This window comes from Neisseria sp. HMSC070A01, assembly GCF_001810165.1.
Taxonomy (GTDB): Bacteria; Pseudomonadota; Gammaproteobacteria; order Burkholderiales; family Neisseriaceae; genus Neisseria.
In genome coordinates this window covers 210,698-235,837 of record NZ_KV800123.1, presented here as the reverse complement: position 1 = coordinate 235,837, position 25,140 = coordinate 210,698, and the positions used below count along the sequence as shown (strand labels likewise).

Here is a 25,140-nt window from a genome sequence, read left to right as displayed (position 1 = left end):
TTACATTTCGTACGCAGCCATGGTGGTGCGGTAGATTTCATCGTCGGAGCATAAAGTTTCGACGTGTTTGTGCAGGGCTTTGCCCATTTGACCGCGCAACTCTGGATGCTTGATGAGTGTATCGACGGCTTCGATAAACGCTTCGTCATCGCCGAAAGGAATGCAGTAGCCGGTTTGGCCGGTGATGACCATTTCGGAAATGCCCGCCATGTTGTAGGTCACGACAGGTGTGTCGTAAAGGCCGGCTTCCAAAATATTGTTGCCGACGCCTGCGCCGTGGTCGCCCACGCAATGCGGCGTGTTCACCAATATATCGACTTCTTTGAAGTAGCCGGTCAAGTCGCGGACGCCGCCGAGGAAGGTAACTTTGTCTTCAATGCCCAAACGTTTGGCTTGGGCTTTGAGGTTGTCCATTTCTTCGCCGATGCCTGCAACGTTGAGGCGTACAGGCATACCGCGGTCAACCATTTTCTTGAGAATGTCCAACATCAGGTGCACGGCGCGGACGGTGTCCAAACGGGAAAGCGTGCCCAGTTGGACATAGTCTTTGACTGTTTTTTCAGGAACGTAATCCGCTTTGTGCAGGGCGTTGTAAGTGTAGGTGATGCGGTTGGCAGGGAAACCGTAACGGATGAGTTTTTCGCGTTCGTGTTTGCAGTTGCCGATGATGTACACGCCCAGCTTGTCGAAAAGCTTGGAAATTTTCGGATAAGTTTCCGGATCAAGGCCGCGCGCGTGGTAGAACACTTTGGTTTTCGGCGAGGTAAACTTGGCCGCAATGGCGCAGGCCGGAACGATACGCGCCATTTGGCAGTGAATCACATCAGGTTTCTCTTTTTTCAGCAGTTTCATGTAGGCAAACATGCCTTTGATGTAACCCAAAAGACCGCCTTGGTAAAAATCAATCGGCTGCCAACGGATGCCCAATGCTTGTGCTTCCTGAATCAAAGGGCCGTCTGAAGAGGCCAATACGATATCGTGTCCGCGTTGTTTGAGCAGGCGGCCGAGGCGGAAAGTGGCGTTTTCAGTGCCACCGAGGCCGGACATGGAGGTAGTCAGGATGATTTTCATGATGGTTTCTTCGTATCGTATAGTGTTTCGTTGTATGCGTAAGCGGCCATATCTTTCAGCTTGGGCGCAACAAATACGCTGTAAATAAAAATCAGCAGGCAGGGCAGCCAGATAAACGGCATACGCAAAATGGTGGACGGAATAAAACCGGCCATGAGGAAAATGCCTAAGGCAACCCAAGCCAAAACGCGTGATTTGCCGGTTACTGCGCGGTTTGAAGCGGTGTAGAGGAAATAACACGCCACAAATGCAATAAAGCCGAGCAGGGAAATCATGCCGAAACCCAGATACAGCTCGATGATGAAGCTGTGCGGGTTTTCAAAGCCCAAGCTGTCGCTCAAATGGCCGCCGAAATATTCGCGGAAGTTTTTAGGGCCGTAGCCGGTCAGCAGCAGGGGCGGATTGTTCCAAAAGTAGTTGTAAATCTCCTGACGGTAGGACACGGAGTTGTCGCTGCCCAAGTCGTACAGGAAGAGGTACACGCGACTGGAAAAGCGTTCCAAAAACTGGTTGCCGTTGAGTGAGAGCAAAAATTCCGCAATCGCGCGTGACGGAATCATCGACAACACCAACGCCAGCAGGCCTGCTACGCCGACCGTAATAAAACCGTTTTTGCGATAGGCCGTATAAACCAGCAAAATCAATAGGTAACAGCCGATGGCGGTACGCGATACGCTGGCGAAAATGGCCATACCCAACAGCAGGAACAAGCCCCAGCCCAGTAGTTTTTCTTTGTGTTTTCGTCCTTGGAGTTGGAAGAAAAACAAAATGGCAGGCGCAAGGCAGACTGCGGTGGCGGCAAGGTTGTTCGGGTTAAAGAACAAGCCTTTGAGCGAGCCTTCATCAATAGCCAACTCATCGCTGGCGCTCACAAACTGAATACCGGTGGCCAGCTCTGCAAACGGCGGCACGGCGATAAACAGCGTAAATACGACGAGGAACTTCTGAATTGTCCTCAAAGGGTCGTCGGCGCGCTTCAATACTTGGTAAAACAAGTAGAAGAAAGCCGGAACCGCCATAAAAAACAAAATATCCATGTACTGCGTCGGCGTCAGCGACGTAATGCCCATGTGGATGGCAGGCCAGATGCACATGGCGGTCAGGGCGCAGAGCATGGCAAAAATCTTGCGCGGAATATGCTTGCTTTCCAGAAAAAATACGACAAAACCAAGCAGTACAAATATCAGGGTCAAGGGGTTGTCGATACGCGGCACGCCGACCTTAAAGGACAGCGCGGGCCCCAGCATATAGGCTGCGAGCATGATGTAGAGGATGTAAGTGTATAAGTTCAGACGTTTTATTTTCATAGTCGTGCTGTTGTTATCGTAGAGACGTGAATCTCAGGTTGGCTATTTTGCCGAACGGTTTAATTTGACTTTGATTTTTTCGGTCGCGGCAAATAATGCGTGTTTGTATTTTAGGAACAGGAAACCCAGTCCGACTGCCCATGCCAGCGCAAACCAAATATAGTTGTCGCGCGTACCCAGCCAAGTGTAGGCAAGGCAGATCATCAGACAGAGCGTTGAGTTGGTATAAATCTTCAGGCGCGGCAAAGGCTGCCACAGGCGTGAAGAGAATTCGGTTTTCAAGATGAAAAACAGCCAAAAAGCCGTTGCGCTGGCCATAGCCGCACCTTTTGCACCGAATTTCGGCACCAGCAGATAGAGCAGGGCGGTATTGGCGATAAAGGCAACGATGTTGATGGCGGTAATCAGCCAAGTCGAGCGGACGACGTTCAAACCGATGCCGCTGACTTCGGTCAGCGTGTAAAACAGGGGGAAGAGCATACACGAGAGCAGGATAAATTGAACCTGCGTGTATTTTTCCGGCAGTATCCAAGTCGCCATCGGCGAGAAAATCCCGATAAGGCAAATCATTGCACTGATGAAGACGGTCATGGAAAGCGTGATGTCGCCAATTTTGTCCAGATTGTTTTTTTCTTCCACCCATTTAAACACCAAAGGCGCCCAAATGGTGGAGAACACGCTTTGGAAAATCAAGGCGACGGCGCCAAAGCTGACTGCCATCGAATAAATACCCAACTCGTCCAAGCCCGAGATATTTTTGAGGACAAAACGGTCAATCGAAGTCAAACCCCAATAGGCCAAGTTGCCGAATGCCAGCGGCAGGCCGTAGCGCAGGCCGTCCCGATGCAGCTCAGGCGACCATTTCGCATGGGAAACGGCTTGCAGGTCTCGGCGCAGTTGATAGATCAACAGCGCAACGGTCAGCACTTGGGCGGCGGTGTAGGCAAAAACCAGCGAAGTCGTATTGGCGGGCAGGCCGGAAGCGATCACGGCAAAAACCAATACCAAAATCAAAAATTTCGGCGCAAGCTGGCTAAGTGAAAAAGCCAATGCCTGCTCTTTCATTCGCAAAATCAAGGCTAAAAAACGGATAATCAGCGTGGTGGCCAAGAAAATCAGGAAAAGAATCCCCAAATTCGCACTGGGGATGTCGAAAATGATTTCAGACGGCCATGATGCGTTTATCAGCAACACTAAAACCACAACCGCCACCGTCAGAATCAATGGCGATAAAAAAACGGATTTGAACAGCGCGGCCTTGTCTTTAACGGCGTAATAGTCGCGAATATAGGATTGGTCCAGCCCCAGGCCCAGCAACAGGATGCTCAGTCCGGCAATGGTCTGCAAGAGTACGATACGGCCGATGTCTTCCGCAGGGAAGTACCATGAGATGAGCGGCAGGGAAAGCAGGCCGAAAGCGGCGCTTCCTATCGGGCCCAATGCGTAGCCGAGGATTTTTTTCGCGTTCATATTATTTGTTTTCAGACGGCCGGAAGTTCGAGCTGAGCGTTTTTCGTAAGAGATGCGTTGTTACCGTTGCCGGTTTCCCAAGGCCGTCTGAAAAAACAAATGGCCTTGGGAAACCGGCCGCCGTCCCAGTCGGGGAAACCGGAGGCAGCCGGATGCGTCTGAAGCAAGATTATGCTTTGATGACTTTAGGATTTTTCACTGGGAATTTGCCACGCGTATCGACAATCAGTTTGGCATGTTCGGTGATCATGTCATAGTCGAATTTGTCGTGATCGGTGGTCAGAACCACGCAGTCGTATTGGGCGACAGTTTCAGGGGTCAGCGCTTCACTCTTCAAATCGAAGTAGTGGTGGCCGGGGATGTGTGGGAACTCTGGAACGTGCGGGTCGGAGTAGGAAACCACAGCGCCCAATTTGTGCAGGCGGTCCATCACTTCCACAGAGGGGCTTTCACGCATATCGTCCACGTTTTTCTTGTAGGCGATACCCAATACCAAGATTTTGCTGTCTTTGATGGAACGGTTGTGGTCGTTCAAAGCCAGGCCGACTTTTTCGATAACGTAGTCGGGCATGTGGGAGTTCACTTCACCTGCCAGCTCGATGAAGCGGGTGTTTACGCCGTATTCGCGGGCTTTCCAAGTCAGGTAGAACGGGTCGATAGGGATACAGTGGCCGCCCAAGCCGGGGCCCGGGTAATAAGCAACGAAGCCGAACGGTTTGGTTGCGGCGGCATTGATGACTTCGTGAATGTCGATGCCCATTTTATCGGCAACGATTTTCATCTCGTTCACCAAGCCGATGTTTACGGCGCGGTGGATGTTTTCCAAAAGTTTGGTCAGCTCGGCCGCTTTGGTGGAGCTTACCGGAACAACTTTATCGATGGCGGGTTGGTACAGTGCCAGGCCGACTTCCAAACAAGCAGGGGTATGGCCGCCGATGACTTTGGGGATGGTACGGGTTTCAAAGTTAGGGTTACCCGGGTCTTCGCGCTCAGGAGAGTAAACCAAGAACACGTCTTGACCGACTTTCAAGCCGCCTTCTTCCATGCGTGGCAGCAATTCTTCTTCGGTAGTGCCGGGGTAGGTAGTGGATTCCAAGGACAGCACTTGACCGGCGCGCAGGTAAGGTTTGACCGCGTCGGTAGTGTCGATAACGAAGCTCATGTCCGGTTCGCGGTATTTGTTCAGCGGAGTCGGTACGCACAAAATCACGGCTTCTACTTCGCCGATACGGGAGAAGTCGGTCGTTGCTTCAAACAGGCTGTTTGAAGCGGCGGCGATTTTTTCGGCAGGAATATGCTCGATGTAGCTTTCGCCTTTGTTGAGCTTGTCAACTTTGGTTTTGTCGATGTCGAAACCCAAAACTTGGTAACCGATGTCCACATAGCGCAGCATCAGTGGTAAACCGACGTAGCCTAAGCCGACGATGCCGATTTTTGCGGTCTTATCGGCAAATTTTTGTATCGTAATGTTTTTCATGATGTCTTTCGTGTAATGAATGAGTAAATCGGGAGTGTTTGCCCGATGCCTGAGTTGTTTGCTGCTGCCGTATCGTGTGAAGCCTCAAAACCGTACTTATAATCCCAGCAGACGAAATCATAAGCATTTATCAGATTCGTCTCAATCAAAAAAGTTTAACGGTCGTTCAGACGGCCTCTGAGGTATGGAAACGGTATTTTCGAATATTTAATTTTAAAAGGTTTTATGCAACTACATGTTTTAATTTTGGATATTTTTCTGTCAAATGCTTGGTTCATGAAATCAAGCTGTCGGTTATGCCGTTTAAAACCCTTCTAGAATAAAAACTTTTAATAAATTTTCTCGGCTTAACTTATTTTAAAAGTTTATTGTTTTGTGAAGAAAAAAGAATTTTGTTGACAATCAGGTTAATTATAATGAGCCTAAGTCAAAGTTTTAAATTGAAATACGCTATAGTCATTATAATAGATTGATGAATAAATCACATTTATTGCTATATAAACAATAGAATAACTCTATTGAAAATAATTAAATTATTTATGACAAGCAATCAGACGGATTTTTTCCGTAGAACCCATTTAATGTCCTGCCCGATGATTTCTACCGATTGACTCAGCCAGGGGCCGTCTGAAAGTAGGGCGGCCGGATTTTCAGGGAGGGAGAATAGAGGTTTGCCTGCGCCTAACAGTTTCGGCGCTTGGTAGAGGACGATTTCATCCACCAAGTCATCCTTCAGGAAGGCTGAGACAAGTGTTGAGCCGGCTTCTGCCAGAACTTCGCCAAAGCCAAGCTCTGCCAGTTGCGGCATGAGGGAAGGAAGATTGATGCGGCCGTTGATGTGTTCAGACGGCCTGATGATGCGGATATGTTCAAATTTACCCAGCGCCTGCAAACGTTTTTCGTCTGAGGAAAGGGTAACGATAACGGTCGGGCTGTCGGTATCGGTCACGAGGTGGCAGTCCAAAGGGATTTGCAGACGGCTGTCTAAGACGATGCGCGCAGGCTGGCGCAGGGTGGGGAAGCTGCGGACGTTGAGTTTCGGGTTGTCGGCAAGTACGGTGCCGATACCGGTCAAAACGGCGCAACTTTCGGCGCGGAGAATTTGTACGTCTTCGCGCGCCGCTTCGCCGGTAATCCAAAAGCTGCGGCCGTCTGAAAGAGCGGTTTTGCCGTCCAAACTGGCGGCGCATTTGAGGCGGATAAACGGTCTGCCGCGTTCGATACGCGATAGGAAACCGCGGTTGAGCTCGCGCGCCTGCGCTTCCAGCAAACCGCTTTCGGTACGGATTCCGGCGGCTTCCAGCATGGACAAACCTTTGCCTGCGACCAATGGGTTAGGGTCAGTCATGGAGGCGACCACACGTGCTACGCCGGAATGAATCAGCGCTTCGGCGCATGGCGGCGTGCGGCCGTAATGGCTGCAAGGCTCCAGCGTGACATAGGCTGTTGCGCCTTTTGCCGCCGCTTGGGCCTGCCTCAAGGCGTGAACTTCAGCGTGCGGCTCGCCTGCTTTGACGTGGAAACCTTGTCCGACGATTTGGGCGCCGTGTGCAATCACGCAACCTACGCGGGGATTGGGGGAAGTAGAAAACCGCCCAAGCTTGGCCAGCTCGAGGGCGGTTTGCATCATTTGGGTATCAAGTGCGGAAAACATGGTTTCAGACGGCCTTATTTGGCTTTGCATTCGGCGATGACTTGGGTGAATTCGGAAACGTCTTTAAAGCTTTTATAGACGGACGCGAAGCGGACATAAGCGACTTGGTCGATTTTTGCCAGCTCCTCCATCGCCATTTCGCCGACGATGCGCGAAGCGACTTCTTTTTTGCCCAAACGGTAGAGGCGCTGCTCGATCAGGGCAACGGTTTCGTCGATTTGTTCTTGCGTGACAGGGCGTTTGTGCAGCGCGCGCTCAAGGCTGGTCTGCAGTTTGTGCGGATTAAAGGGAACCCGTGTGCCGTTGGATTTGATGACTTGCGGCATCCGCATTTCAACGGTTTCAAAAGTGCTGAAGCGTTGTCCGCATTCCAAGCATTTGCGGCGGCGACGGATGCTGTTGGTGTCTTCCAGCCATCGCGAGTCGGTTACTTGAGTGTTGGGGTGTTGGCAAAACGGGCACTTCATCGGGTTTCCTTGTCATACGCTCGGCAAGGTCGCTAAGCAATTGAATTTATTGTTTGTGAACTATTATTGTAGCGGATTGCGTTATTTTCGTATAGTAAAGGCTTTTGCGTAGAATTTAGGTATAAAAAGGCCGTCTGAAAGGGCAGCTTTGGCGAAGTCGGGCTTTTCAGACGGCCTTGTGTTTTTCAGTCAATCACACGTCAAACCGATACGCCGACGGCACGGGCGATTTCCAAACCTTCTTCCGCGCTCATGTAAACCGGATTGTCGGGGCGGTCGCTGAGGACAATGTCGCCGTCTTGAAACATCACCAATTCATTGACTGCCAATTGCGACCAGGTTTCATCGCGCGTCAGGGGCAGGGTGGCGATGACAGAAACTTTATCGTTCGGGGTGGTCACTTCTGAAAAATCGACCATGACATCATCGTCCAGCAGGCGTGCTTTGCCAAACGGGGCTTTGCGCACGATGTAGTGCAGCAAGGTGCTGGCGTGGGCAAACAGGCAGTCGCCGTTGGACATCACGAAATTAAACAAGCCGTAGCGGCGGATTTCATGGGTCAGGCCGGCAATGGCGTCAAACAAAACTTCAGGTTCGGGCTTGGTGGCAAAGCGGCTGCGCAGGCGGTTGAGAATAAAGCAGAACGCGCGTTCGGAATCGGTTGAGCCGACGGCATGGTAGTACTCGCCCTGCTCGGGAAAAAAATCAATTAAATGACCGTTGTGGGCAAACAGCCAATATTCGCCCCACATCTCGCGCATGAAGGGATGAGTGTTTGCCAATGAGGTCTGGCCTTGTGAGGCCTTGCGGATATGGGCGATAACGTTTTTAGATTTGATTTGGTAGGCGCGTACCAAGTCGGCAACGGGCGAGTTGGCGCTGGGTTTGTCGTCGTGAAACAAGCGCACGCCTTTGCCTTCGAAAAAGCCGATACCGAAGCCGTCGGCGTGGTGGTCGGTAATGCCGCCGCGACGGCGGAAGCCTTCAAAAGAAAACATGATGTCTGTGGGAGTGTTGCAATTCATGCCGAGCAGTTGGCACATGGTGTTAACCTTTATTTTTGGGGTATTTATAGGGTTATTATGGTGTATCGGGCAGGCAGTTTCAATATGTAGAGTGTGATATGTTTATAACTGTCTCATACTTGGCGGGCCGTCTGAAAAATTGCTGTCAAAAATTCAGACGGCCTTAAAGTGTTCCCAGACCGGGCGGCATTGTTCGGGTAAGTCGGGGCAGGCGCCGAGTATGCCGCCGCTGAAGTCGTTGGGGCGGTGGAAGTCGCTGCCTGCGCTGGCGAGAAAGTCGAAGCGGTCGGCAAGCAGGGCATAGTTGAGGCGGTCGTTTTTGCAGCAGTTGCCGCTGTGTACTTCAATCCCTGCGCCGCCGAGGTTTTTAAATTCTTGAAACAGGTTTCGTTTGGCGGTGGCGGATAATTCATAGCGCATCGGGTGGGCAATAATGGCCATGCCGCCCGCGCCTGTAATCGCGGCTACGCAGTCTTCCAGTGTGGCCCATTCATGTCTGACGGAACAGGATTTGCCGTCGCCCAGGTATTTGGTAAACGCCTGCTGTTTGTTTTTGACATGGCCTGCGCGGATGAGGAATTCGGCAATGTGGGTGCGGCTGGCCATTTCTTTGTTGGCGGCCAATGCCAGTGCGCCTTCATACGCGCCTGTGATGCCTTTTTTTTCCAGTTTGGCCGCGATGGCTTCCAATCGTTTCAGACGGCCTTTGCGGACTTCGGCAAGCAGGTTTTGCAGGGTTTCGTTGTGTTCGTCAAAGTCCAAGCCGACAACGTGGATGGTGCGGCCGCGCCAAGTGACGGATATTTCTACGCCGTTGATGAAGGGGAGGCCGAGGGTATCGGCTTCGGCGCGAGCTTCGGCCAGTCCGCCGGTATGGTCGTGGTCGGTCAGGGCGAGCAGGGTGCAACCGTTTTGACGGGCGAGTCGGACGACTTCGGTTGGGGAGAGCATGCCGTCTGAAACGGTCGAATGGCAGTGTAAATCAATCATGGTTTTGCTTTGAATTTTCTCAAAAAAGGCCGTCTGAACGTTTCAGACGGCCTTGATTTGTTAGAACAGAGAGTCCAGTTGTTGTTTGTTATTGTTGCCGGTATTGCTTGGCAGAACTGGGGTTTCGTCTAATTCTTCACGGGCTGGCGCATTGCCGCTCTCAGTGCGGCGGCGGTTTTCATTCGGAACCGCGCGACGGGTAGGTTGAGCGGGACGCGGTGCAACGCCGCTGTTGTCCAAGGCCAGGTCGGAGCTGGTGGTCATGCGTTCGCGCATATACACTTCGCCGCCGTTCGAAACCACGCCCTCAGGGGCTTTCATCGGTTTGACGCTGGTGCCTTTCAGGGCGAAGCGCATATATTCTACCCATACCGGTACGGCGATTGTACCACCGTAACCTGCACGACCCATGCTGCGCGGTTTGTCAAAGCCGATATAGACGGCAGTCACAACGCTAGGGTTGAAGCCGACAAACCATGCGTCTTTGTTGTCGTTGGTGGTACCGGTTTTACCGGCGATGTCGGCGCGGCCGAGTGCGGCTGCACCGCGTGCGGTACCGACACGGACAACGTCTTGCATGATTTTGTACATGATGTAGGCGTTGCGCGGGTCAATGGCCTGAGGCGCGTTTTCACCGGCTACCAAAGGCTGCATTTGCGCTCTCAGACGGCCTTGGCTGTCGTAGATTTTGTCGATGACGTGGGCGGACACTTTGTAACCGCCGTTGGCAAAGACGCTGTAACCTTCTGCAATACGCAACGGCGTGGTTTCGCCTGTACCCAAAGCCATAGACAGGCTGGCAGGGATTTCAGACGGCTTGAAGCCGAAGCGTTGGATGTATTGTTGCGCGTAACCGATACCAATAGACATCAGGATGCGGATGGACACCATGTTTTTCGAAGCGGTCAAAGCCTGGCGCAGCGTGATGTAACCGGAATAGCGGCCGTCTGAATTTTTCGGGTTCCACGCTTTGCCGTTTGCACCTTTGCCCGGCAGGGAAATCGGCGCATCGTTAATCATGGTGGAAGCAGTCATGCCTTTTGCCAAGGCGGCGGAATAAACGAACGGTTTGAACGTCGAGCCGGGTTGGCGCATGGCTTGAGTTGCGCGGTTGAAGGTTTTGCTGTGGTAGTCGTAGCCGCCGACCAATGCGCGGACTGCGCCGGTTTTCGCATCTAAAGACACCAATGCGCCTTGCAGCAAAGGCTCTTGAACGACGGTAAAGGTATCGCCGCTGCCTTTAACGCGGATGACGGAGCCGCGGCGGATGCGGTCTTCGCCCATTTTTTCGTTGTTGACGGCACGGGCGGCAAAGCCTAAAGCGTGGCTGTTCAACGTGACTTTACGGCCGCTCGGCAACTGAATCTGTACACCTTTGCGGGAGGCTTCCAATACAACCGCCGGAATCATTTTATCGACGGTATAAAGTGTAGAAAGGTATTGGCTGACGGTTTCTTCTACGTTGTCGCTTTTGCTCAGGTCGATGTAGTTTTCTGCGCCGCGGTAGCTGCTGCCGCGGTCGAAATTACGCAGGACTTTACGCAGGGCTTCGGTGGCCACGCGTTGGTGTGCAGTATCGACGGTGGTGTATACCTTGAAGCCTTGCGTGTAGGCATCTTCGCCGTATTTCTCAAACAGCTCTTGACGCACCATTTCGGCAACGTACAGGGCGCTTTGATCGATGTTTTGTACAAAACGCTCGTAATGCAACTCTTCTTTCAAAGCCTGATCACGTTGCTGCAGGGTAATCATGCCTTCTTCCAGCATATTGTTCAGAATATAAGCCTGACGCAGTTTGGCGCGTTCAGGGTTTACAATCGGATTGTAGGCGGAAGGGGCTTTGGGCAAGCCGGCCAACATGGCGGCTTCGGCCAATGTTAACTCGTTAACATTTTTGTTGAAATAAATTTGGGCTGCAGATGCGAAACCATAAGCGCGTTGACCCAAATAGATTTGGTTGAAGTACAGCTCCAAAATCTTGTCTTTGCTCAAAGACTGCTCGATTTTGTAAGCCAACAGGGCTTCGTTGAATTTACGGGTAAACGAACGCTCGCTGCTCAGGTAGAAGTTTTTGGCAACCTGCTGCGTAATCGTACTGGCACCGGATTGAACGCCGCCGGCCATGACGTTGCCGATCGCGGCGCGCGCCACACCCCAAACGTCCACGCCCCAGTGGTCGTAGAAGCGTTTGTCTTCGGCTGCAATCACGGCATTTTTCAAAACTTTGGGAAAGTCACCGATTTTGGTGAATTCACGCCGTTGCTCGCCGTAAACGCCAATCACTTGGCCGTCTGAAGAATAAATCGTCAGCGGCATTTTGGGTTTGTAGTGTTGTAAAGTGTCCAAAGACGGCAGCTTCGGATAGGTGACCAAAATTGCAATTGCAAGCAGCCCCACACCGAAAAGAGCCAGTCCCAATAAGAGACCCAGGCAGGTCGTTATAATCTTTTTAATCATGACTAAGTAATAATTTGCCATTAATGGCGATAAATAAAGTAAAATGGGAAACGATTTCTATCAGCCACAGTCAATACTGTGCAAAGAATAAGAAGTCCTTTATGGATAACGAAACAGTTACTCACTCCTAAATGATACAGGGAAGTCAAATCATGCGCTTATTTAAAAGCACGAAAGATACCAAAACAGGCAAGGCTTCTAGCGGATTGAACAACCGCTCTGCCATCGGCGTCGACATCAGCCAACATGCCATTAAGATGGTACAACTGACAGGCCGTAGTTTAAACCAAATTCAGCTGGAAAAATACGTTATTACCAAATTGCCTAAAAATATTGTCAAAGGCAACAAAATTCAAGACTACGATCAGCTTGCTACCTACATCCAGCATACTTACGCACAATTACGCAGTTCTTGCAAAAATATTGTTGCGGCCGTGCCACAAAATTTGGCGACAGTCGAACAAATTATTTACAACCCGCGTGATACCGATTTGGACTTGGAAGAGTTTGTCGAGGCGGAAGTCGGCCAATTTGCGCCGATTGAAGAAATGAACTACGACTTTCAAGCCGAAGAAGTCGGTTCGGGTCAGCATGTTTTAGCGGTTGCCGCCAAAAAAGACGATGTCGAGCCGCGCATTGAAATGTTTGAGAATGCGGGCCTGCCTTTGTCTGCTTTGGATTTGGACTTGCTGGCGCAACGCAATGCCTTCGTTTATTGGATGAATACGCATGCCCCCGAGATGGCAGATGAAAAAGTTGCTGTGTTCGGCATTCATGCGACGCAAATGTATGCCCTGATCCTGCAAAACGGCCGTATTCTTTACAAACAAGAAACGCCGGTCAGCACTGAGCAGCTCAATCAGCTGATTCAGCGGACTTATCAGGTAACGGAAGAAAAAGCCGCGCAAATGATGGCTTCTCAAAACAAGCCTTCTGACTACCAATCTCAGATTGCCGACCGTTTTAACGTACAGGTTGCACAAGAAGTTCAGCGTGTTTTGCAATTTTACTATACCACGCAAGCCACTGATTCCTTCTCCAATATCAAACACATCCTGCTGACCGGCTTTACCGCGCAGCAGGCAGGTTTGGCGGAAAGCATTTTCTCGCAAACCAATACGGCGACAGAATATCTGCATCCGATTTCATATGTGGAACGCAGTGCAAAAGTAGAATTGCCGCAGCTTCAAATTGATGCGCCGTCACTGACCTTGGCGTTCGGATTGGCATTAAGGGGACTTTGAGAACATGATTGAATTAACCAGAATCAACCTTCTCCCGTATCGGGAGGAGATTAAACAGCGCAAGCAGCAGCAATTCAAAGTATTGATGCTTGGCGCCTTTGCAGTGGGTTTGGGCTTGGCGGCCGCAACCTATCTCGGTATTGACAACGCCATCAGTAATCAAGAAGGGCGCAACAACTTCCTGCAAACCGAAATCGACAGACTCGATAGGGAATTGGGCGAAATCGATAAACTTCAGCAAGAAAAAGAAGCCTTCTTGGCTAAAAAGCTGAAAGTGGAAGAATTGCAGGAAAAACGCTATCAAGCGGCCTATATCCTTGATTCTTTGAATACGCTTACGCCCGATAATACTTATTTGACCGCGTTGGAAGCCGAAAGCCCGACCAGCTATAAAATCAGCGGCCATGCCATCAGCGACAATAAAATCGCTGTTATGATGCGCTCCCTGCCAAGTACAGGTATTTTCTTGCAGCCTGAATTGTTGAGCATTAAAAAAGTAGATAACTACCAAGAATTTACTTTGAAATCTTCAATCAACCAAGTGAATACGCCGGCTCCTGCACCGACTGCCCAAAGCAGCGGTGAAATGGCCGAACCTGTGGCCGAACCTGCTCCGGAGGCTCAATAATGGCATCTAAAAACCTGAAACAATTGGACGTACAAAACCTGTACCTGCTCAATATGCCTTCAAAACTTTTGCTGGCAGGTTTATTGATTGTCGGTATGTTGGCTTTGGGCTATGTCGGCGTATTTAAAGATCAGATTGAAACCTTGAATACGCAGGAAGCCAAAGAAGATGAGCTGAAGGAAACCTTTACGCGTAAAAGCATTCAGGCGGCAAGCTTGAACAATCTGAAGGCTGAATTGGCTTCGATCCGTTCTGCATTTGACGTTTTGTTGAAACAACTTCCGACCGACGCGGAAATTCCGAACCTGATTCAAGAGCTGCATCAGGCAGGTTCAACCAACGGACTGCGTTTGGACAGCGTTGCACCGCTCCAACCTGAAAACGATGGTCCGATCCAAAAATTGCCGTATCAGATTTCCATCACAGGCAAATACTCACAGATCAGCCAATTTACCCGTGATGTAGGCGATTTGTCGCGCATTATTACTTTAGATTCTTTAAAACTCGTGAACGCAGGCGAGGACAAAGAAGGCAAAGGTAATAAAGGCGAGTTGACATTGAGCGCGATTGCAACGACTTACAAAGCACGTCCGGCCGAAGAGATTGCTGCCGAATTGGCTGCGCAACAGGCACAAGAAGAAGGCAAACCTGCCGAGAATGAGCAAAAATAAAAGAATAGGGAAATCATGAAAAAAATCATCTTACTCTTAAGTCTTCTTCCCTTGGCAGCCTGTACGCAAAGCTATGAAGATTTGACTCAATGGATGACGCAAACCCGTCAGGAAGCAAAATCCAAGATTATTCCGTTTGAAGAGCCGACGGTTACATTGCCTAAGCCGTATAGCCCGCCGAACTTTAAAGGCATGAATGCGTTTGATTCACGCCGTTTGGACACTGCCCCTAAAGGCGGCAATGCGCCGGATGTAAACCGTCCGAAAGAAACCTTGGAAGCCTTCAGTTTGGAAAATATGGCTTTTGTCGGAACGCTGCAAAGCGGCGGCAAAGTTTCCGGATTTATCAAAGTCAACGACCATGTTTATACCGTTTATCCCGGAAACTACATCGGTCAGAATTACGGCAGAATCCAAAGTATTACTGAAGATAAAATTATCCTGACCGAGCAAGTTGAAGACAGCTACGGCAACTGGGTGTACCGGAAGGCCGAATTGCCGTTGAGCAACAAAGACGCGGATTCTTCCGATAGCTCAGATAGTTCGAATACAAATTAATTTAGGGGTCTCACTCGATTATGAAAACCAAGCACATGACAAAATTATTTGCCGGCTTCAGCGTTGCCCTCGCTGTTCAGACGGCCTTTGCAGGCAATATTACCGATATCAACGTTTCCACTTTGCCTGACAACCAAAAAATCATCAAAATCCGTTTCGACAAAGACGTCACCACACCTCATGGTTTTGTAACATCTACTCCGGCGCGTATTGCATTGGATTTTGCCAATACCAATATCCGTTTGCCTCAGCCTGTTTTGGAATATGCCGACCCATTGCTGCATCAAATTACTGCGGCGCAAAACAATGACCGCGCACGCGTGGTTTTGGGTTTGAACAAAATCAGCCAATACAATACCGAAATTCGCGACAACGAAGTTTGGGTATTTGTAAACGAATCTACTGACCAAACCAATGCGGCCGTTGCAAATGAACGTGCGGCTACGCCGTCTACCGCGCGTGCTGCTCAGACTTATCAAGCCGTTTCAGCAGCCAATATTGATTTTCGCAAAGGCGCACGCAATTCCGGCATTATTGAATTGTCCGCCCCTGGTTTCAGCGGACAGCCGGACATTAAACAGCAGCGTGACCGCGTCGTTGTAACCTTGAAAAACCATACGCTGCCGACACAAGCGCAACGCAGTTTGGATGTGGCTGACTTCAATACGCCTGTACAAAACGTTACGCTCAAACGTATCGGCAATTCTACCCAGCTCATTATCCGCAACAATAATGCAAATTGGGACATCAATACCAAAGCTTCTTCCGGACGCTTTGTATTTGAAGTATCGCCTAAAGCCGCCAATACCGAATCCGGCGGTTTGAACCAAAATGCAAACAAATCGTTCAAAGGCCGTAAAATTTCCTTGGACTTCCAAGATGTAGAAGTCCGTACCATTTTGCAGATTTTGGCAAAAGAATCCGGCGTGAATATTGTTGCCAGCGATACCGTCAAAGGCACCATGACCCTGTCCCTGAAAGAGGTACCTTGGGATCAGGCTTTGGACTTGGTCATGCAGGCGCGCAATTTGGATATGCGCCGTCAAGGCAACATCATCAATATCGCACCTCGCGATGAATTGTTGGCAAAAGACAAAGCCTTCTTGCAGGCGGAAAAAGAGATTGCCGAATTGGGTCCGCTGTATTCTCAAACCTTCCAGTTGAAATACAAAAACGTGGAAGAATTCCGCAAAATTTTGCGTTTGGAAGAATACGACAGCAATAATTCCAATACCCGCAACACTCTGTTGAGCAACCGAGGCAGCGCCTTAATCGATCCGGCCACCAATACGCTGATCGTAACCGACAACCGCGGCGTGATTGAGAAATTCCGCAAACTGATTGATGAATTGGATGTTCCAACCCGTCAAGTAATGGTGGAAGCGCGTATTGTGGAGGCAGAAGATACCTTCTTCCGCAACTTGGGCGTTAAATTCGGTTCCGGTGGTGCGAGCGGCCGTACGGCATGGGGTAGCAACTGGAGCAATGCGCAAGCCAACCATAACACCAATGCTTCGTTTAACCGTGGTGATGTCGGCTATCCTACTTGGTCCTTGGATCCAAACGTCAGCCTGCCGACCGCAGCCGCAGTCAACAGCATTGCGCTGGTGCGTGCGTTCTCGTCTGGCGCATTGGGTTTGGAAATCAGCGCGTCTGAAGAGCAAGGTAAGAGCAAAACCATTTCCAATCCGCGCGTGCTGACACAAGACCGCAAAGAAGCCAAAATTGAATCCGGTACGGAAATTCCTTACCAAGAGGCTTCTTCCAGCGGTGCGACTTCGATTACCTTCAAGAAAGCCGTTTTGGGCTTGACCGTAACGCCGAACATTACGCCTGACGGTCAAATCATCATGACTGTGAAGATTAATCGTGATACCCCGATTGACTGTACCGTAGATTCTCTGACAACCAAGTGTATCAACACCAAACACTTGAATACCCAAGCCATGGTTGAAGATGGAGGTACGCTGATTGTCGGTGGTATTTACGAGGAAGAAAGCACCAATGCGGTGAACAAAGTACCTATTTTGGGTGATATTCCTGTTGTCGGCAATTTGTTCAAATCACGCGGTAAACGTGAAAACCGCCGCGAGCTGTTGATCTTCATCACGCCGCGCATTATGGATAATGTGGGTAACAATCTGCGTTACTGATTTTTAAAATGACAAACAGGCATATCTGTAAAGGTATGCCTGTTTTGGTTTTCAGACGGCCTGAGATGAAAAGGCCGTCTGAAAAACGACGAACTTTTCCACGAAACCACCATATCGTATAAAATGACCCTCATGGAAAAAATCAACGGCAATTTAATTTTAATCGGGCTGATGGGCGCGGGCAAAACCACTTTGGGCAAGCAGCTTGCCCAAATGTTTGAATGCCCGTTTTACGACAGCGACTACGAAATCTGCACTTCATCGGGCGTATCCATTCCGACCATTTTTGAGATGGAAGGGGAGGAAGGCTTCCGCAACCGCGAAACCAATATGCTGAAAAAGCTTGCTTCCCGGCGCAACATCGTTTTATCGACCGGTGGCGGCTCCGTGTTACGCAGTGAAAACAGACAGATTCTGCGCCAAAACGGCACGGTTGTTTATCTGCATGCCAGCCCTGAAACCTTGCTGGAGCGTACCCGTTACGACAGCAACCGGCCGCTGTTGCAAGTTGCCAACCCTTTGGCCAAACTGCAAGAGCTGTATGACCAGCGCGATACGCTGTACCGTCAAACCGCCCATTTCGTCATCGAATCCGACAGCTGCCACAAAACGCTCAAACGGCTGATTGAAATATTGAGCGAATAACACGCTTTACAAAGGAACACCATGCGCACCCTGACTGTCCAAACCCCGTCCCATCAATACCCCATCTTTATCGGGCATAAACTGATCGAGCAGGCCGATACGCTGCTTCAGCCCTATTTAGGCAAAAAAGCGGCCATCATTACCAACGAAACCGTTGCGCCGCTTTACCTCAAACAGCTTCAGACGGCCTTAGACAGACTGGGCGTGCCGCATTTCAGCATCATCCTTCCCGACGGCGAAGAATATAAAAACTGGCAGACGCTTAACCTGATTTACGATGGCCTGATGCAAAACCGTGCCGAACGCAAAACCACTTTAATCGCTTTGGGCGGCGGCGTGATAGGCGATATGGTCGGCTTTGCCGCAGCAACTTATCAGCGTGGCGCACCTTTTATCCAAGTACCGACCACATTGCTCAGCCAGGTTGATTCCTCGGTCGGCGGTAAAACCGCCATCAACCATCCGCTCGGTAAAAACATGATTGGCGCGTTCTACCAGCCGCAAGCCGTTCTGGCCGATTTGACCGCCCTGCAAACGCTGCCGCAGCGCGAACTTTCCGCAGGCATGGCCGAAGTCATCAAATACGGCGCATTGGGCGATGCCGAATTTTTTGCCTGGTTGGAAGAAAATATGGCCGACCTGATGGCGCAACATCAAGAAAAAATGGCGGAAGCCGTTTACCATTGCTGCAAAATGAAGGCCGATATTGTTGCCCAAGACGAAACCGAGCAGGGCATCCGCGCATGGCTTAATCTCGGCCATACTTTCGGCCATGCCATCGAAGCCGAAATGGGCTACGGCGTATGGCTGCATGGCGAAGCCGTTGCCGCCGGTTGCGTCCTTGCTTCCCGTTTGTCGCAAATCTTGGGCAAACCCCGACAAGCCGACACCGAACGCATTGCCGCTTTAATGAAAGCCGCCTCCCTCCCGTCTGCGCCGCCCGTTTTCTCCTTTGAAAAATGGATTGAACACATGAGCCACGATAAAAAAGTCAGCAGCGGCATCATGCGTTTTGTCGGCTTGGAATACTTGGGCAAAGCCAATATCACTGAAATTACCGATATGGAAATCCTCCGCCAAACCTTGCAGCCATATTTGTGAGGAATGAAGTAGGTTTGCTTTAAAACCAAAGGCCGTCTGAAAGTCATTTTCAGACGGCCTTTGGTTTTAAAGCGTTTTGATTCATCGGCTTAAAGCTAGATAAACCAATTTGGGCGGGTCAATTATTTAAAGCGTCTTTTTATCCAACTCGGCAATAATCAACAAGCCGCTGTCAAAGCGTCGGCTGTCGGCCAGTTTCAGACGGCCTTGATGGCGTTTGACGATGGTGTCTGCGATGGACAGCCCCAAGCCGGTGCCTTGTTGTTCGGTGCCGAGAATACGGTAGAAAGGGTCGATAACGCGTTGGCGTTCGCTTGGGGGAATGCCGGGACCGTCGTCTTCCACCCAGATGTTGAGGTATTCGGCGGTTTCGTCAAAGCCCAAATCAATGCGGCCGCCTTTGGGAGTATAGCGGATGGCGTTGTCGGTCAAGGTTTTGATGAGGGTGTAGATTTCGGTGTCGTCGGCGTGGATTTGGCAGTCGTTTTCAACGGCAACGCCGATGTCTTGACCTTTGGCCAGCGCCAGCGGCATGAGTTCTTGCAATACGCGGCGAAACTGGTTTTGCAGGCTGATCAGGGTTTTGGGGCGTTGGATTTCGGGCGCTTGGGCGCGTGCGAGGGAGAGGAGTTGCTCGAGCAGGTGGCGGTTGCGCTGTATGCTTTGTTGCAACAGGGCGGACTGCTCGCGCGCTTCGGCGGACAGCTGCATATTGTTGAGCCGCTCTGCCTGAAGGGAAAGGGCGGTCATGGGGCTGCGCAATTCGTGTGCGGCATCGGCGATAAAGCGTTGCTGTTGGCGGACGTTTTCATCGGTACGTTGCAACAGGTTGTTGATGGCGACGACAAAGCCTTGGATTTCGCTGGGAATGTCTTGCGTGTCCATTGGCGAGAGGTCGTTGATTTGGCGCTGCTCTAAATCGTTGGACAGGGTTTTGACGGAACGCATGGTGTGGTGGGTAATCCAGACGGTGAGCAGGATAATCAGGGGCAGGGCGAGGAGCATGGGAAGGATGCTCTGCACGGCGGCCATTTCGGCCAGCTCTTCGCGGTAGTCGCTTTCCTGCATGACGGCAATGCGGCCTTGTTTGGTGGTGCGGGTGTAAACGCGGTAGTAATCGTCGTCGTCATCGGCCTGAATGGTGTGCAGGCCGTCTGAAATCTTCTCAGGCAGGCTGATAATGGGGTTGGGCGTATTGGGAAATTGAACGGAAATCTTGTTGTCGTTGTCGAGCGAGTGTTTCTCGTCATCGGCATCGCTCGGGTCGAGATAATTAGCGACTTGGCGCAACAGGTCGTCTTGAACCTCTTGGGTCTCGTGATAAGTATCGTAATATGAAAATATGCCTGCAAGAATGGAGAGGGGCAGGAGCATGCAGATCAGGGCAAGGCTGATTCGGACTTGCAGGGATTGTTTGATGGTGTGGATAAGGCGTTGCATGGTTTGTGTATTGATATTGTTGTGATTTTTCAGACGGCCTGATTGTTTTGTGCAACCAGCCAGCCGACCCCGCGGACGTTTTGAATCGCTTCTTTGCCGAGTTTTTTGCGTAAGGCGTGAATCAGGAAGTCAACGGCGTTGCTTTCGACTTCTTCGCCCCAGCCGTAAATTTTGTCTTCCAAATCGCTGCGCGACAGAATCATGCCCGGACGCAGCAGCAGGGCTTGGAGGACGGCAAATTCTTTGTTGCTGAGCATGACGGCCTGTTCCTGCCCGACTACTTCCGCCTGATGGGTGGAAGGGTTGAGCGTGATGATGCCGTTGGTCAGCAGCGTTTGCGCCTGTCCGCCGTGTCGGCGCAATACGGCACGCATACGGGCTTGCAGTTCCGCCATGTCGAAGGGTTTGACGATGTAGTCGTCTGCGCCGCCGTCTAGGCCGTTGAGCCGGCTGTGCAAATCATCGCGCGCGGTTACGATTAAGACGGGAACGGTACAGCCGCCGTTACGGATTTGCGCCAATACGTCCAAACCGTCTTTGCCGGGCAAACCCAAATCCAAGAGCAGCAAATCGTATGCTTGTGCCGCCACTGCCGCGGCCACTTCCGAACCGCGGCTGACCCAATCAACAGCGTAGCCGGCGTCTTTCAGATTGGCACTGACGGCTTGGGCAATCATGGCATCGTCTTCAACCAATAATACGCGCATGGAAGTTCTCCAAAGGATGGGCGGACAGTGATTATAACCGCACTCAATTAGTAAAAATTTAGGAAGGGTTGAAAAACTGATTTTTTGCAAACGATGAGGCCGTCTGAAATTCGGTTTTCAGACGGCCTGTATGCTTCAATCCCGATTATTTAGGGTTTTTCTCAATCAAGGCAACCAGTTGGTCGATATAGCCTTGGACAAATTCACGCGCGGATTCGATGAGTCGGCCGTTGTCGTCAAACAGGGTGGGTGAGTTGCCGAGGAACACTTCCGGCTGGCCGGTCAGCGGCATATCGAAATATGAGAGGGCAAGGCGCAGATTTTTTTGCGCGCTATAACCGCCCATTTTACCGACAGAATGGCTGATGATGCCGGCCGGTGTTTTTTTCCAGGCAACATCGGCATTGGGTTTGGAGCCAATGTCGATGGCGTTTTTCAGGCAGGCAGGGACAGTACGGTTGTTTTCGGAAGTCACGAACAATACGCCGGCAGAGGCTTTGATGGTTTCGCGGAATTCGGTATAGCTGGGCGGAGTGGGGAAGTCGGTAACGGCAGGATCGTCGTAGTCGAAGTTATACAAAGGCAAATGGCCGATTTCGACGATTTGTGCTTCGTAGCCTTCGGGGAACATGGAAATGATGTTTTGTGCGATTTTTCGTGCGAACGAACCTTTACGCAGGCTGCCGACCAAGATGCTGACTTTTTTTGACATGTTTTTCTCCTGTTTGATAATAAAAATGAAAACTATTCTAGATTTTAGTGTTGTCTAGGGAAGCGGTCAAGGTTTCAGACGGCCTGTCAAAACGGTTTATGCTAAAATAACAGTTTCGCTGATATTTCAAATTATTATGCACGCTTCTGATTTTCAAGAAAATGATACGGCGCACGAATACCACGCCGACAATCCTGATTTTCCTGCTAAAACCATTGTAGCGACGCTGTTTATCGGCGCATTTTTCGGCTATCTCAACGATACCCTGCTGAATGTCGCGCTTACGCCGATTATGAAGGATTTCGGAGTCGATAAGACCACGGTTCAATGGCTGACGACGGGCTTTTTGCTGGTGATGGGCGCGTTTACGCCGATTACGGCAGGCGTGATTCAATGGTTTGAAACGCGCAAAATGGTGCTGTTTACGCAGGCAACGTTTTTGGCCGGTTCGCTGATTTGCGCGTTTGCGCCGACTTTCGGAATTCTGGTTGTGGGGCGGATGGTGCAGGCGGTGTCTGCCGCGTTTTTCGTCCCGCTCCTGTTTAACGGCATTTTATCGATTTATCCGCCCAATAAGCGCGGAACAGCGATGGGCGTGATTACCATGATGTTCACCGCCGCGCCCGCGATGGGGCCGACGCTGTCGGGCATTATCATCGACCACACGCATTGGCGCGTGCTGTTCGGCTTTACCGCGCCGTTTATGCTGGCGGCGATGGTATTGGTGGGCAAATATTTGACGGTCAATTTGAGCAACATCAGCCGTCCGAAGATTGATGTGTTGTCGGCCGTTTTGTCGATCGCTGGTTTCGGCGGGCTGGTGTATGCGAGCAGTAATTTCGCCCACCTGTCGCTGGTGGAATTCATCCTGCTCTTTGCCGCTTCCGTTGTACTGGTGGGTTGGTTTGCGCACCGTCAGTTCCGTTTGGCGACGCCTTTGCTGAACCTTCGCGCATTTGGATACAAGCAGTTCGGATATTGCGTTGTGATTTTGGCCGGCGCGGTATTCCTGTTTTTGGGATTGGAACTGATGGTGCCGATGTACACGCAGCAAGTGCTGATGCTGACCGGTACGGCAACCGGCCTGATTCTGATGCCCGCCAGCATTGCCCAAGCGGTTGCCGCGCCTTTGTTCGGCAAATTGTTGGACAAAAAGGGCGGACGCTTTGTCGTCTTGCCGGCAACCGTGATGCTGGTGGTGTCGTTGGCGGTATTGTGGCTGTTTTTACGGATTGACACGCAAGTGATGATGCTGACGGCAATGTTTACGCTGTTGGCGGTATCCGTGTCTGCTTGCGTAACTGGTGAAACCCATGGTCTGAATTCATTACCGAAAACGCTCAATCCGCACGGCGCGGCGATTCTGACCACCATCAATCCGATTGCCGGTGCCATCGGCGCGGCGTTTTTCGTCGGTGCAACCAATATCGGCGAGAAACTTTCCAGTGCAGATATGCCGCAACAGGCAATGCTGGACGGTATCCATTTGGCGATGGGTTGCGCTTTGGTTGTCGGTGTCGTTGTCGTTATGTTTGCTTTGCGTTTGAAAGCGCATCAGAAATAAATAACAGGCCGTCTGAAATGTTCAGACGGCCTCAGTACCTCGTACAGATGTATCAATTTTTCGTAACACAATGAAGTTAAAAAATATTTTATTAATCAGCCTGATGGTGGCGGCGTGTCCGTCATGGGCTTTGGATTTCGGCCGTATTCCTGAAAATGAGATTTCCGTTTATGTGCAGGAACTGGACAGCGGCAAAGTGATTGTGGAACACCGTGCCGATGAGTTGCGCAATCCTGCTTCAACCATGAAGCTGGTAACGGCGTTTACCGCGTTTCGTATGTTGGGCGGCGATTATCGTTGGAAAACCGAGTTTAAAACCAACGGCGCAATCAAAGGCGATACGCTGAAAGGCAATGTTTATTGGGTAGGGAGCGGTGATCCTGTGTTTGACCAGCATGATTTGGTGCAAATGCAGCAACAGATGCGCGATAAGGGCATACGCCATATTGACGGACATCTGATACTCGACCGCAGCCTCTGGGGCGATGTGAAGAATCCGGATGATTTTGCTTCCGATTCTGCCGAAAGCTTTATGACGCCGCCCGACCCCAATATGTTGGCGTATAAAACCGTTGAACTTAGCGCTGAAAAAGAAGAAGACGGACGCTTGGTCATCCGTACCAATCCGCCGCTGCCGAATCTGAACATTCAAAACAAATTGACGCTTGAAGATAAGGAAGGGAAGTGCAGCGTTTTAAAAAACCACATGAAGACTTCCTATAAAAACAATACGCTGACCGTATCGGGCAAGCTGCCGGAAAGTTGTTTGGGTAAAGAGCTGTATCTGAATATGTACAGCATGAAAGAATTTGTTGGCAAAAGTTTTGTCAACCAATGGCGCCAACAAGACGGTACGGTTTCAGACGGCCTGACGACAGGTGTCGCGCCTCATGACGCGCATGTGTTGGCGAGCCATCTATCCAAACCGCTTGCCGATATCCTCACCGATATGAACAAGCATTCCAATAATCTGATTGCCCGTTCGGTTTTCCTTAAATTTGCCGGACATATATCTGATTACAAGCAGGCGCAGGCCAAGGCTGCCTCTATCGTAAAAAGCGAGTTGGCGGTTGCCGGCATCAATACGGAAGGGCTGGTGTTGGAAAACGGCTCAGGCCTGTCCCGTGTAGAACGGCTCAATGCGCGAATGATGGCGCAAATGTTGGAAAAAGCCTACTTCAGCCCGTTTAAAAACGAGTTTATCAGTACGCTGCCGATTGCCGGTAAAGACGGTACGCTTAAAACACGCTTGAAACAGCCCGGTGAAAACCTGCGCCTCAAAACCGGTACGCTCAAAGATGTCCGCGCACTGGCTGGGTATTGGTTGGGCGAAAAACCGTTGTTGGTTGTCGTCATTATCAATAGCCAGAAATCAACCGATTATCTACGCGACTTGGATAAGCTGGTGTCTAAAATCGTTCAGCCGGGCGGGGATCATTGGATTGATGCTAAAGTTTCCTGCGTGATGAGGTATCAGGCTTGATAAGCTAAAAAAGGCCGTCTGAAAATGTATTGACGTTTCAGACGGCCTTTGTGTAAGAGGGGCAAGTATTTATGTCTATTTTGAAGGATGATTCAGGGATTGGATGAATAAGCGTTTGGTGTGAATCAGCTTGAGATGGATGGTTTTATCTTTGGTATTGAAGACGTATGTTTTAAGTTTATTTCCGGCTTCTCTTGTCTAAATAATCAGGCTCTTTACGAAAAGGCATAGGGTACAGACGAAAAAAATACCGGTAAAAACCAGTATTTTTTATTTTTAACTTGATGGCGCGGCGGACGGGGCTCGAACCCGCGAC

The 25,140-nt window shown here is 50.6% G+C and carries 21 protein-coding genes; 9 read left to right on the top strand and 12 right to left on the bottom strand.

Features of this window, described 5'->3' with window-relative positions:
- From HMPREF2711_RS06625 to HMPREF2711_RS06585, 9 genes are all read right to left on the bottom strand, one after another.
- Complete coding sequence (locus tag HMPREF2711_RS06625) at positions 1 to 1,071, bottom strand: glycosyltransferase family 4 protein (RefSeq protein WP_070615864.1); 1,071 nt, start codon at positions 1,069 to 1,071, stop codon at positions 1 to 3.
- Positions 1,068 to 2,378 carry an O-antigen ligase family protein gene (locus HMPREF2711_RS06620; RefSeq protein ID WP_070615863.1) on the bottom strand — a complete coding sequence of 437 codons (1,311 nt, stop codon included), beginning with the start codon at positions 2,376 to 2,378 and terminating at the stop codon, positions 1,068 to 1,070. The genes HMPREF2711_RS06625 and HMPREF2711_RS06620 overlap by 4 nt, the downstream gene beginning before the upstream one ends.
- 42 nt (positions 2,379 to 2,420) lie before the next feature.
- Positions 2,421 to 3,848, bottom strand: a complete 1,428-nt coding sequence (locus HMPREF2711_RS06615) for an oligosaccharide flippase family protein (protein WP_070615861.1) — start codon at positions 3,846 to 3,848, stop codon at positions 2,421 to 2,423.
- A 169-nt stretch (positions 3,849 to 4,017) separates the two neighbouring features.
- Positions 4,018 to 5,325 carry a nucleotide sugar dehydrogenase gene (locus tag HMPREF2711_RS06610; protein WP_003748983.1) on the bottom strand — a complete coding sequence of 436 codons (1,308 nt, stop codon included), beginning with the start codon at positions 5,323 to 5,325 and terminating at the stop codon, positions 4,018 to 4,020.
- 550 nt (positions 5,326 to 5,875) lie between these two features.
- The gene (gene ribD / locus HMPREF2711_RS06605; RefSeq protein ID WP_003748981.1) at positions 5,876 to 6,979 is read right to left on the bottom strand and encodes a bifunctional diaminohydroxyphosphoribosylaminopyrimidine deaminase/5-amino-6-(5-phosphoribosylamino)uracil reductase RibD; all 1,104 of its coding nucleotides are present in this window, start codon (positions 6,977 to 6,979) and stop codon (positions 5,876 to 5,878) included.
- Between the two features lie 14 nt (positions 6,980 to 6,993).
- Positions 6,994 to 7,446 (bottom strand): transcriptional regulator NrdR, encoded by a 453-nt coding sequence (gene nrdR, locus HMPREF2711_RS06600; protein WP_003748978.1) that lies wholly within the window; start codon positions 7,444 to 7,446, stop codon positions 6,994 to 6,996.
- A gap of 200 nt (positions 7,447 to 7,646) precedes the next feature.
- Positions 7,647 to 8,489 carry a class II glutamine amidotransferase gene (locus HMPREF2711_RS06595; RefSeq protein ID WP_003748976.1) on the bottom strand — a complete coding sequence of 281 codons (843 nt, stop codon included), beginning with the start codon at positions 8,487 to 8,489 and terminating at the stop codon, positions 7,647 to 7,649.
- 135 nt (positions 8,490 to 8,624) lie between these two features.
- Positions 8,625 to 9,461: a PHP domain-containing protein gene (locus HMPREF2711_RS06590; protein ID WP_003748974.1), complete on the bottom strand. Its 837-nt coding sequence runs from the start codon at positions 9,459 to 9,461 to the stop codon at positions 8,625 to 8,627.
- A 60-nt stretch (positions 9,462 to 9,521) separates the two neighbouring features.
- The gene (locus HMPREF2711_RS06585; protein WP_036494021.1) at positions 9,522 to 11,918 is read right to left on the bottom strand and encodes a penicillin-binding protein 1A; all 2,397 of its coding nucleotides are present in this window, start codon (positions 11,916 to 11,918) and stop codon (positions 9,522 to 9,524) included.
- 152 nt (positions 11,919 to 12,070) lie between these two features.
- Between HMPREF2711_RS06585 and pilM the strand changes: the two genes are divergently transcribed.
- From pilM to aroB, 7 genes are all read left to right on the top strand, one after another.
- Positions 12,071 to 13,162 carry a type IV pilus assembly protein PilM gene (gene pilM, locus HMPREF2711_RS06580; protein ID WP_003748971.1) on the top strand — a complete coding sequence of 364 codons (1,092 nt, stop codon included), beginning with the start codon at positions 12,071 to 12,073 and terminating at the stop codon, positions 13,160 to 13,162.
- Between the two features lie 4 nt (positions 13,163 to 13,166).
- The gene (locus tag HMPREF2711_RS06575) at positions 13,167 to 13,790 is read left to right on the top strand and encodes a PilN domain-containing protein (protein ID WP_036492821.1); all 624 of its coding nucleotides are present in this window, start codon (positions 13,167 to 13,169) and stop codon (positions 13,788 to 13,790) included.
- The gene (gene pilO / locus HMPREF2711_RS06570) at positions 13,790 to 14,461 is read left to right on the top strand and encodes a type IV pilus inner membrane component PilO (protein ID WP_003748967.1); all 672 of its coding nucleotides are present in this window, start codon (positions 13,790 to 13,792) and stop codon (positions 14,459 to 14,461) included. The genes HMPREF2711_RS06575 and pilO overlap by 1 nt, the downstream gene beginning before the upstream one ends.
- Positions 14,462 to 14,476: 15 nt before the next feature.
- On the top strand, positions 14,477 to 15,019 hold the full coding sequence (locus tag HMPREF2711_RS06565) for a pilus assembly protein PilP (RefSeq protein WP_003748964.1): 543 nt from the start codon (positions 14,477 to 14,479) through the stop codon (positions 15,017 to 15,019).
- A gap of 20 nt (positions 15,020 to 15,039) precedes the next feature.
- The gene (locus tag HMPREF2711_RS06560) at positions 15,040 to 17,172 is read left to right on the top strand and encodes a type IV pilus secretin PilQ (RefSeq protein ID WP_003748961.1); all 2,133 of its coding nucleotides are present in this window, start codon (positions 15,040 to 15,042) and stop codon (positions 17,170 to 17,172) included.
- Between the two features lie 132 nt (positions 17,173 to 17,304).
- Entirely contained in the window at positions 17,305 to 17,817 is a 513-nt protein-coding gene (locus HMPREF2711_RS11290; RefSeq protein WP_036494019.1) for a shikimate kinase, read from the top strand.
- 21 nt (positions 17,818 to 17,838) lie between these two features.
- A complete protein-coding gene (aroB, locus tag HMPREF2711_RS06550) occupies positions 17,839 to 18,918 on the top strand; it encodes a 3-dehydroquinate synthase (RefSeq protein WP_070615858.1) in 1,080 nt (359 codons plus the stop codon).
- Between the two features lie 126 nt (positions 18,919 to 19,044).
- Here aroB and HMPREF2711_RS06545 read toward each other — a convergent pair whose 3' ends face one another.
- The 3 genes from HMPREF2711_RS06545 to HMPREF2711_RS06535 all read right to left on the bottom strand — a co-directional run bounded on the left by HMPREF2711_RS06545 (position 19,045) and on the right by HMPREF2711_RS06535 (position 21,777).
- Positions 19,045 to 20,358 carry a sensor histidine kinase gene (locus HMPREF2711_RS06545; RefSeq protein WP_070615856.1) on the bottom strand — a complete coding sequence of 438 codons (1,314 nt, stop codon included), beginning with the start codon at positions 20,356 to 20,358 and terminating at the stop codon, positions 19,045 to 19,047.
- Positions 20,359 to 20,387: 29 nt separating this feature from the next.
- Positions 20,388 to 21,065: a response regulator gene (locus tag HMPREF2711_RS06540; RefSeq protein WP_003748951.1), complete on the bottom strand. Its 678-nt coding sequence runs from the start codon at positions 21,063 to 21,065 to the stop codon at positions 20,388 to 20,390.
- A gap of 145 nt (positions 21,066 to 21,210) precedes the next feature.
- Positions 21,211 to 21,777 carry an NADPH-dependent FMN reductase gene (locus HMPREF2711_RS06535; protein WP_070615854.1) on the bottom strand — a complete coding sequence of 189 codons (567 nt, stop codon included), beginning with the start codon at positions 21,775 to 21,777 and terminating at the stop codon, positions 21,211 to 21,213.
- Between the two features lie 136 nt (positions 21,778 to 21,913).
- On the opposite strand from HMPREF2711_RS06535, the gene HMPREF2711_RS06530 reads away from it, so the two are divergent.
- Positions 21,914 to 23,341 (top strand): MFS transporter, encoded by a 1,428-nt coding sequence (locus tag HMPREF2711_RS06530; protein WP_003748948.1) that lies wholly within the window; start codon positions 21,914 to 21,916, stop codon positions 23,339 to 23,341.
- A gap of 70 nt (positions 23,342 to 23,411) precedes the next feature.
- A complete protein-coding gene (dacB, locus tag HMPREF2711_RS06525; protein WP_003748946.1) occupies positions 23,412 to 24,824 on the top strand; it encodes a D-alanyl-D-alanine carboxypeptidase/D-alanyl-D-alanine endopeptidase in 1,413 nt (470 codons plus the stop codon).
- Positions 24,825 to 25,140: the final 316 nt, after the last annotated feature.

What these genes read in the sequence shown, in the direction of transcription:
- HMPREF2711_RS06590 (WP_003748974.1), bottom strand. Translation starts at nt 9,461, where the DNA reads ATGATTGATTTACACTGCCATTCGACCGTTTCAGACGGCATGCTCTCC.
- aroB (WP_070615858.1), top strand. Translation starts at nt 17,839, where the DNA reads ATGCGCACCCTGACTGTCCAAACCCCGTCCCATCAATACCCCATCTTT.
- HMPREF2711_RS06610 (WP_003748983.1), bottom strand. Translation starts at nt 5,325, where the DNA reads ATGAAAAACATTACGATACAAAAATTTGCCGATAAGACCGCAAAAATC.
- HMPREF2711_RS06620 (WP_070615863.1), bottom strand. Translation starts at nt 2,378, where the DNA reads ATGAAAATAAAACGTCTGAACTTATACACTTACATCCTCTACATCATG.
- HMPREF2711_RS06565 (WP_003748964.1), top strand. Translation starts at nt 14,477, where the DNA reads ATGAAAAAAATCATCTTACTCTTAAGTCTTCTTCCCTTGGCAGCCTGT.
- HMPREF2711_RS06595 (WP_003748976.1), bottom strand. Translation starts at nt 8,489, where the DNA reads ATGTGCCAACTGCTCGGCATGAATTGCAACACTCCCACAGACATCATG.
- HMPREF2711_RS11290 (WP_036494019.1), top strand. Translation starts at nt 17,305, where the DNA reads ATGGAAAAAATCAACGGCAATTTAATTTTAATCGGGCTGATGGGCGCG.
- pilO (WP_003748967.1), top strand. Translation starts at nt 13,790, where the DNA reads ATGGCATCTAAAAACCTGAAACAATTGGACGTACAAAACCTGTACCTG.
- dacB (WP_003748946.1), top strand. Translation starts at nt 23,412, where the DNA reads ATGAAGTTAAAAAATATTTTATTAATCAGCCTGATGGTGGCGGCGTGT.
- ribD (WP_003748981.1), bottom strand. Translation starts at nt 6,979, where the DNA reads ATGTTTTCCGCACTTGATACCCAAATGATGCAAACCGCCCTCGAGCTG.
- HMPREF2711_RS06560 (WP_003748961.1), top strand. Translation starts at nt 15,040, where the DNA reads ATGAAAACCAAGCACATGACAAAATTATTTGCCGGCTTCAGCGTTGCC.
- HMPREF2711_RS06535 (WP_070615854.1), bottom strand. Translation starts at nt 21,777, where the DNA reads ATGTCAAAAAAAGTCAGCATCTTGGTCGGCAGCCTGCGTAAAGGTTCG.
- HMPREF2711_RS06530 (WP_003748948.1), top strand. Translation starts at nt 21,914, where the DNA reads ATGCACGCTTCTGATTTTCAAGAAAATGATACGGCGCACGAATACCAC.
- HMPREF2711_RS06585 (WP_036494021.1), bottom strand. Translation starts at nt 11,918, where the DNA reads ATGATTAAAAAGATTATAACGACCTGCCTGGGTCTCTTATTGGGACTG.
- HMPREF2711_RS06545 (WP_070615856.1), bottom strand. Translation starts at nt 20,358, where the DNA reads ATGCAACGCCTTATCCACACCATCAAACAATCCCTGCAAGTCCGAATC.
- HMPREF2711_RS06575 (WP_036492821.1), top strand. Translation starts at nt 13,167, where the DNA reads ATGATTGAATTAACCAGAATCAACCTTCTCCCGTATCGGGAGGAGATT.
- HMPREF2711_RS06615 (WP_070615861.1), bottom strand. Translation starts at nt 3,848, where the DNA reads ATGAACGCGAAAAAAATCCTCGGCTACGCATTGGGCCCGATAGGAAGC.
- HMPREF2711_RS06625 (WP_070615864.1), bottom strand. Translation starts at nt 1,071, where the DNA reads ATGAAAATCATCCTGACTACCTCCATGTCCGGCCTCGGTGGCACTGAA.
- pilM (WP_003748971.1), top strand. Translation starts at nt 12,071, where the DNA reads ATGCGCTTATTTAAAAGCACGAAAGATACCAAAACAGGCAAGGCTTCT.
- nrdR (WP_003748978.1), bottom strand. Translation starts at nt 7,446, where the DNA reads ATGAAGTGCCCGTTTTGCCAACACCCCAACACTCAAGTAACCGACTCG.
- HMPREF2711_RS06540 (WP_003748951.1), bottom strand. Translation starts at nt 21,065, where the DNA reads ATGCGCGTATTATTGGTTGAAGACGATGCCATGATTGCCCAAGCCGTC.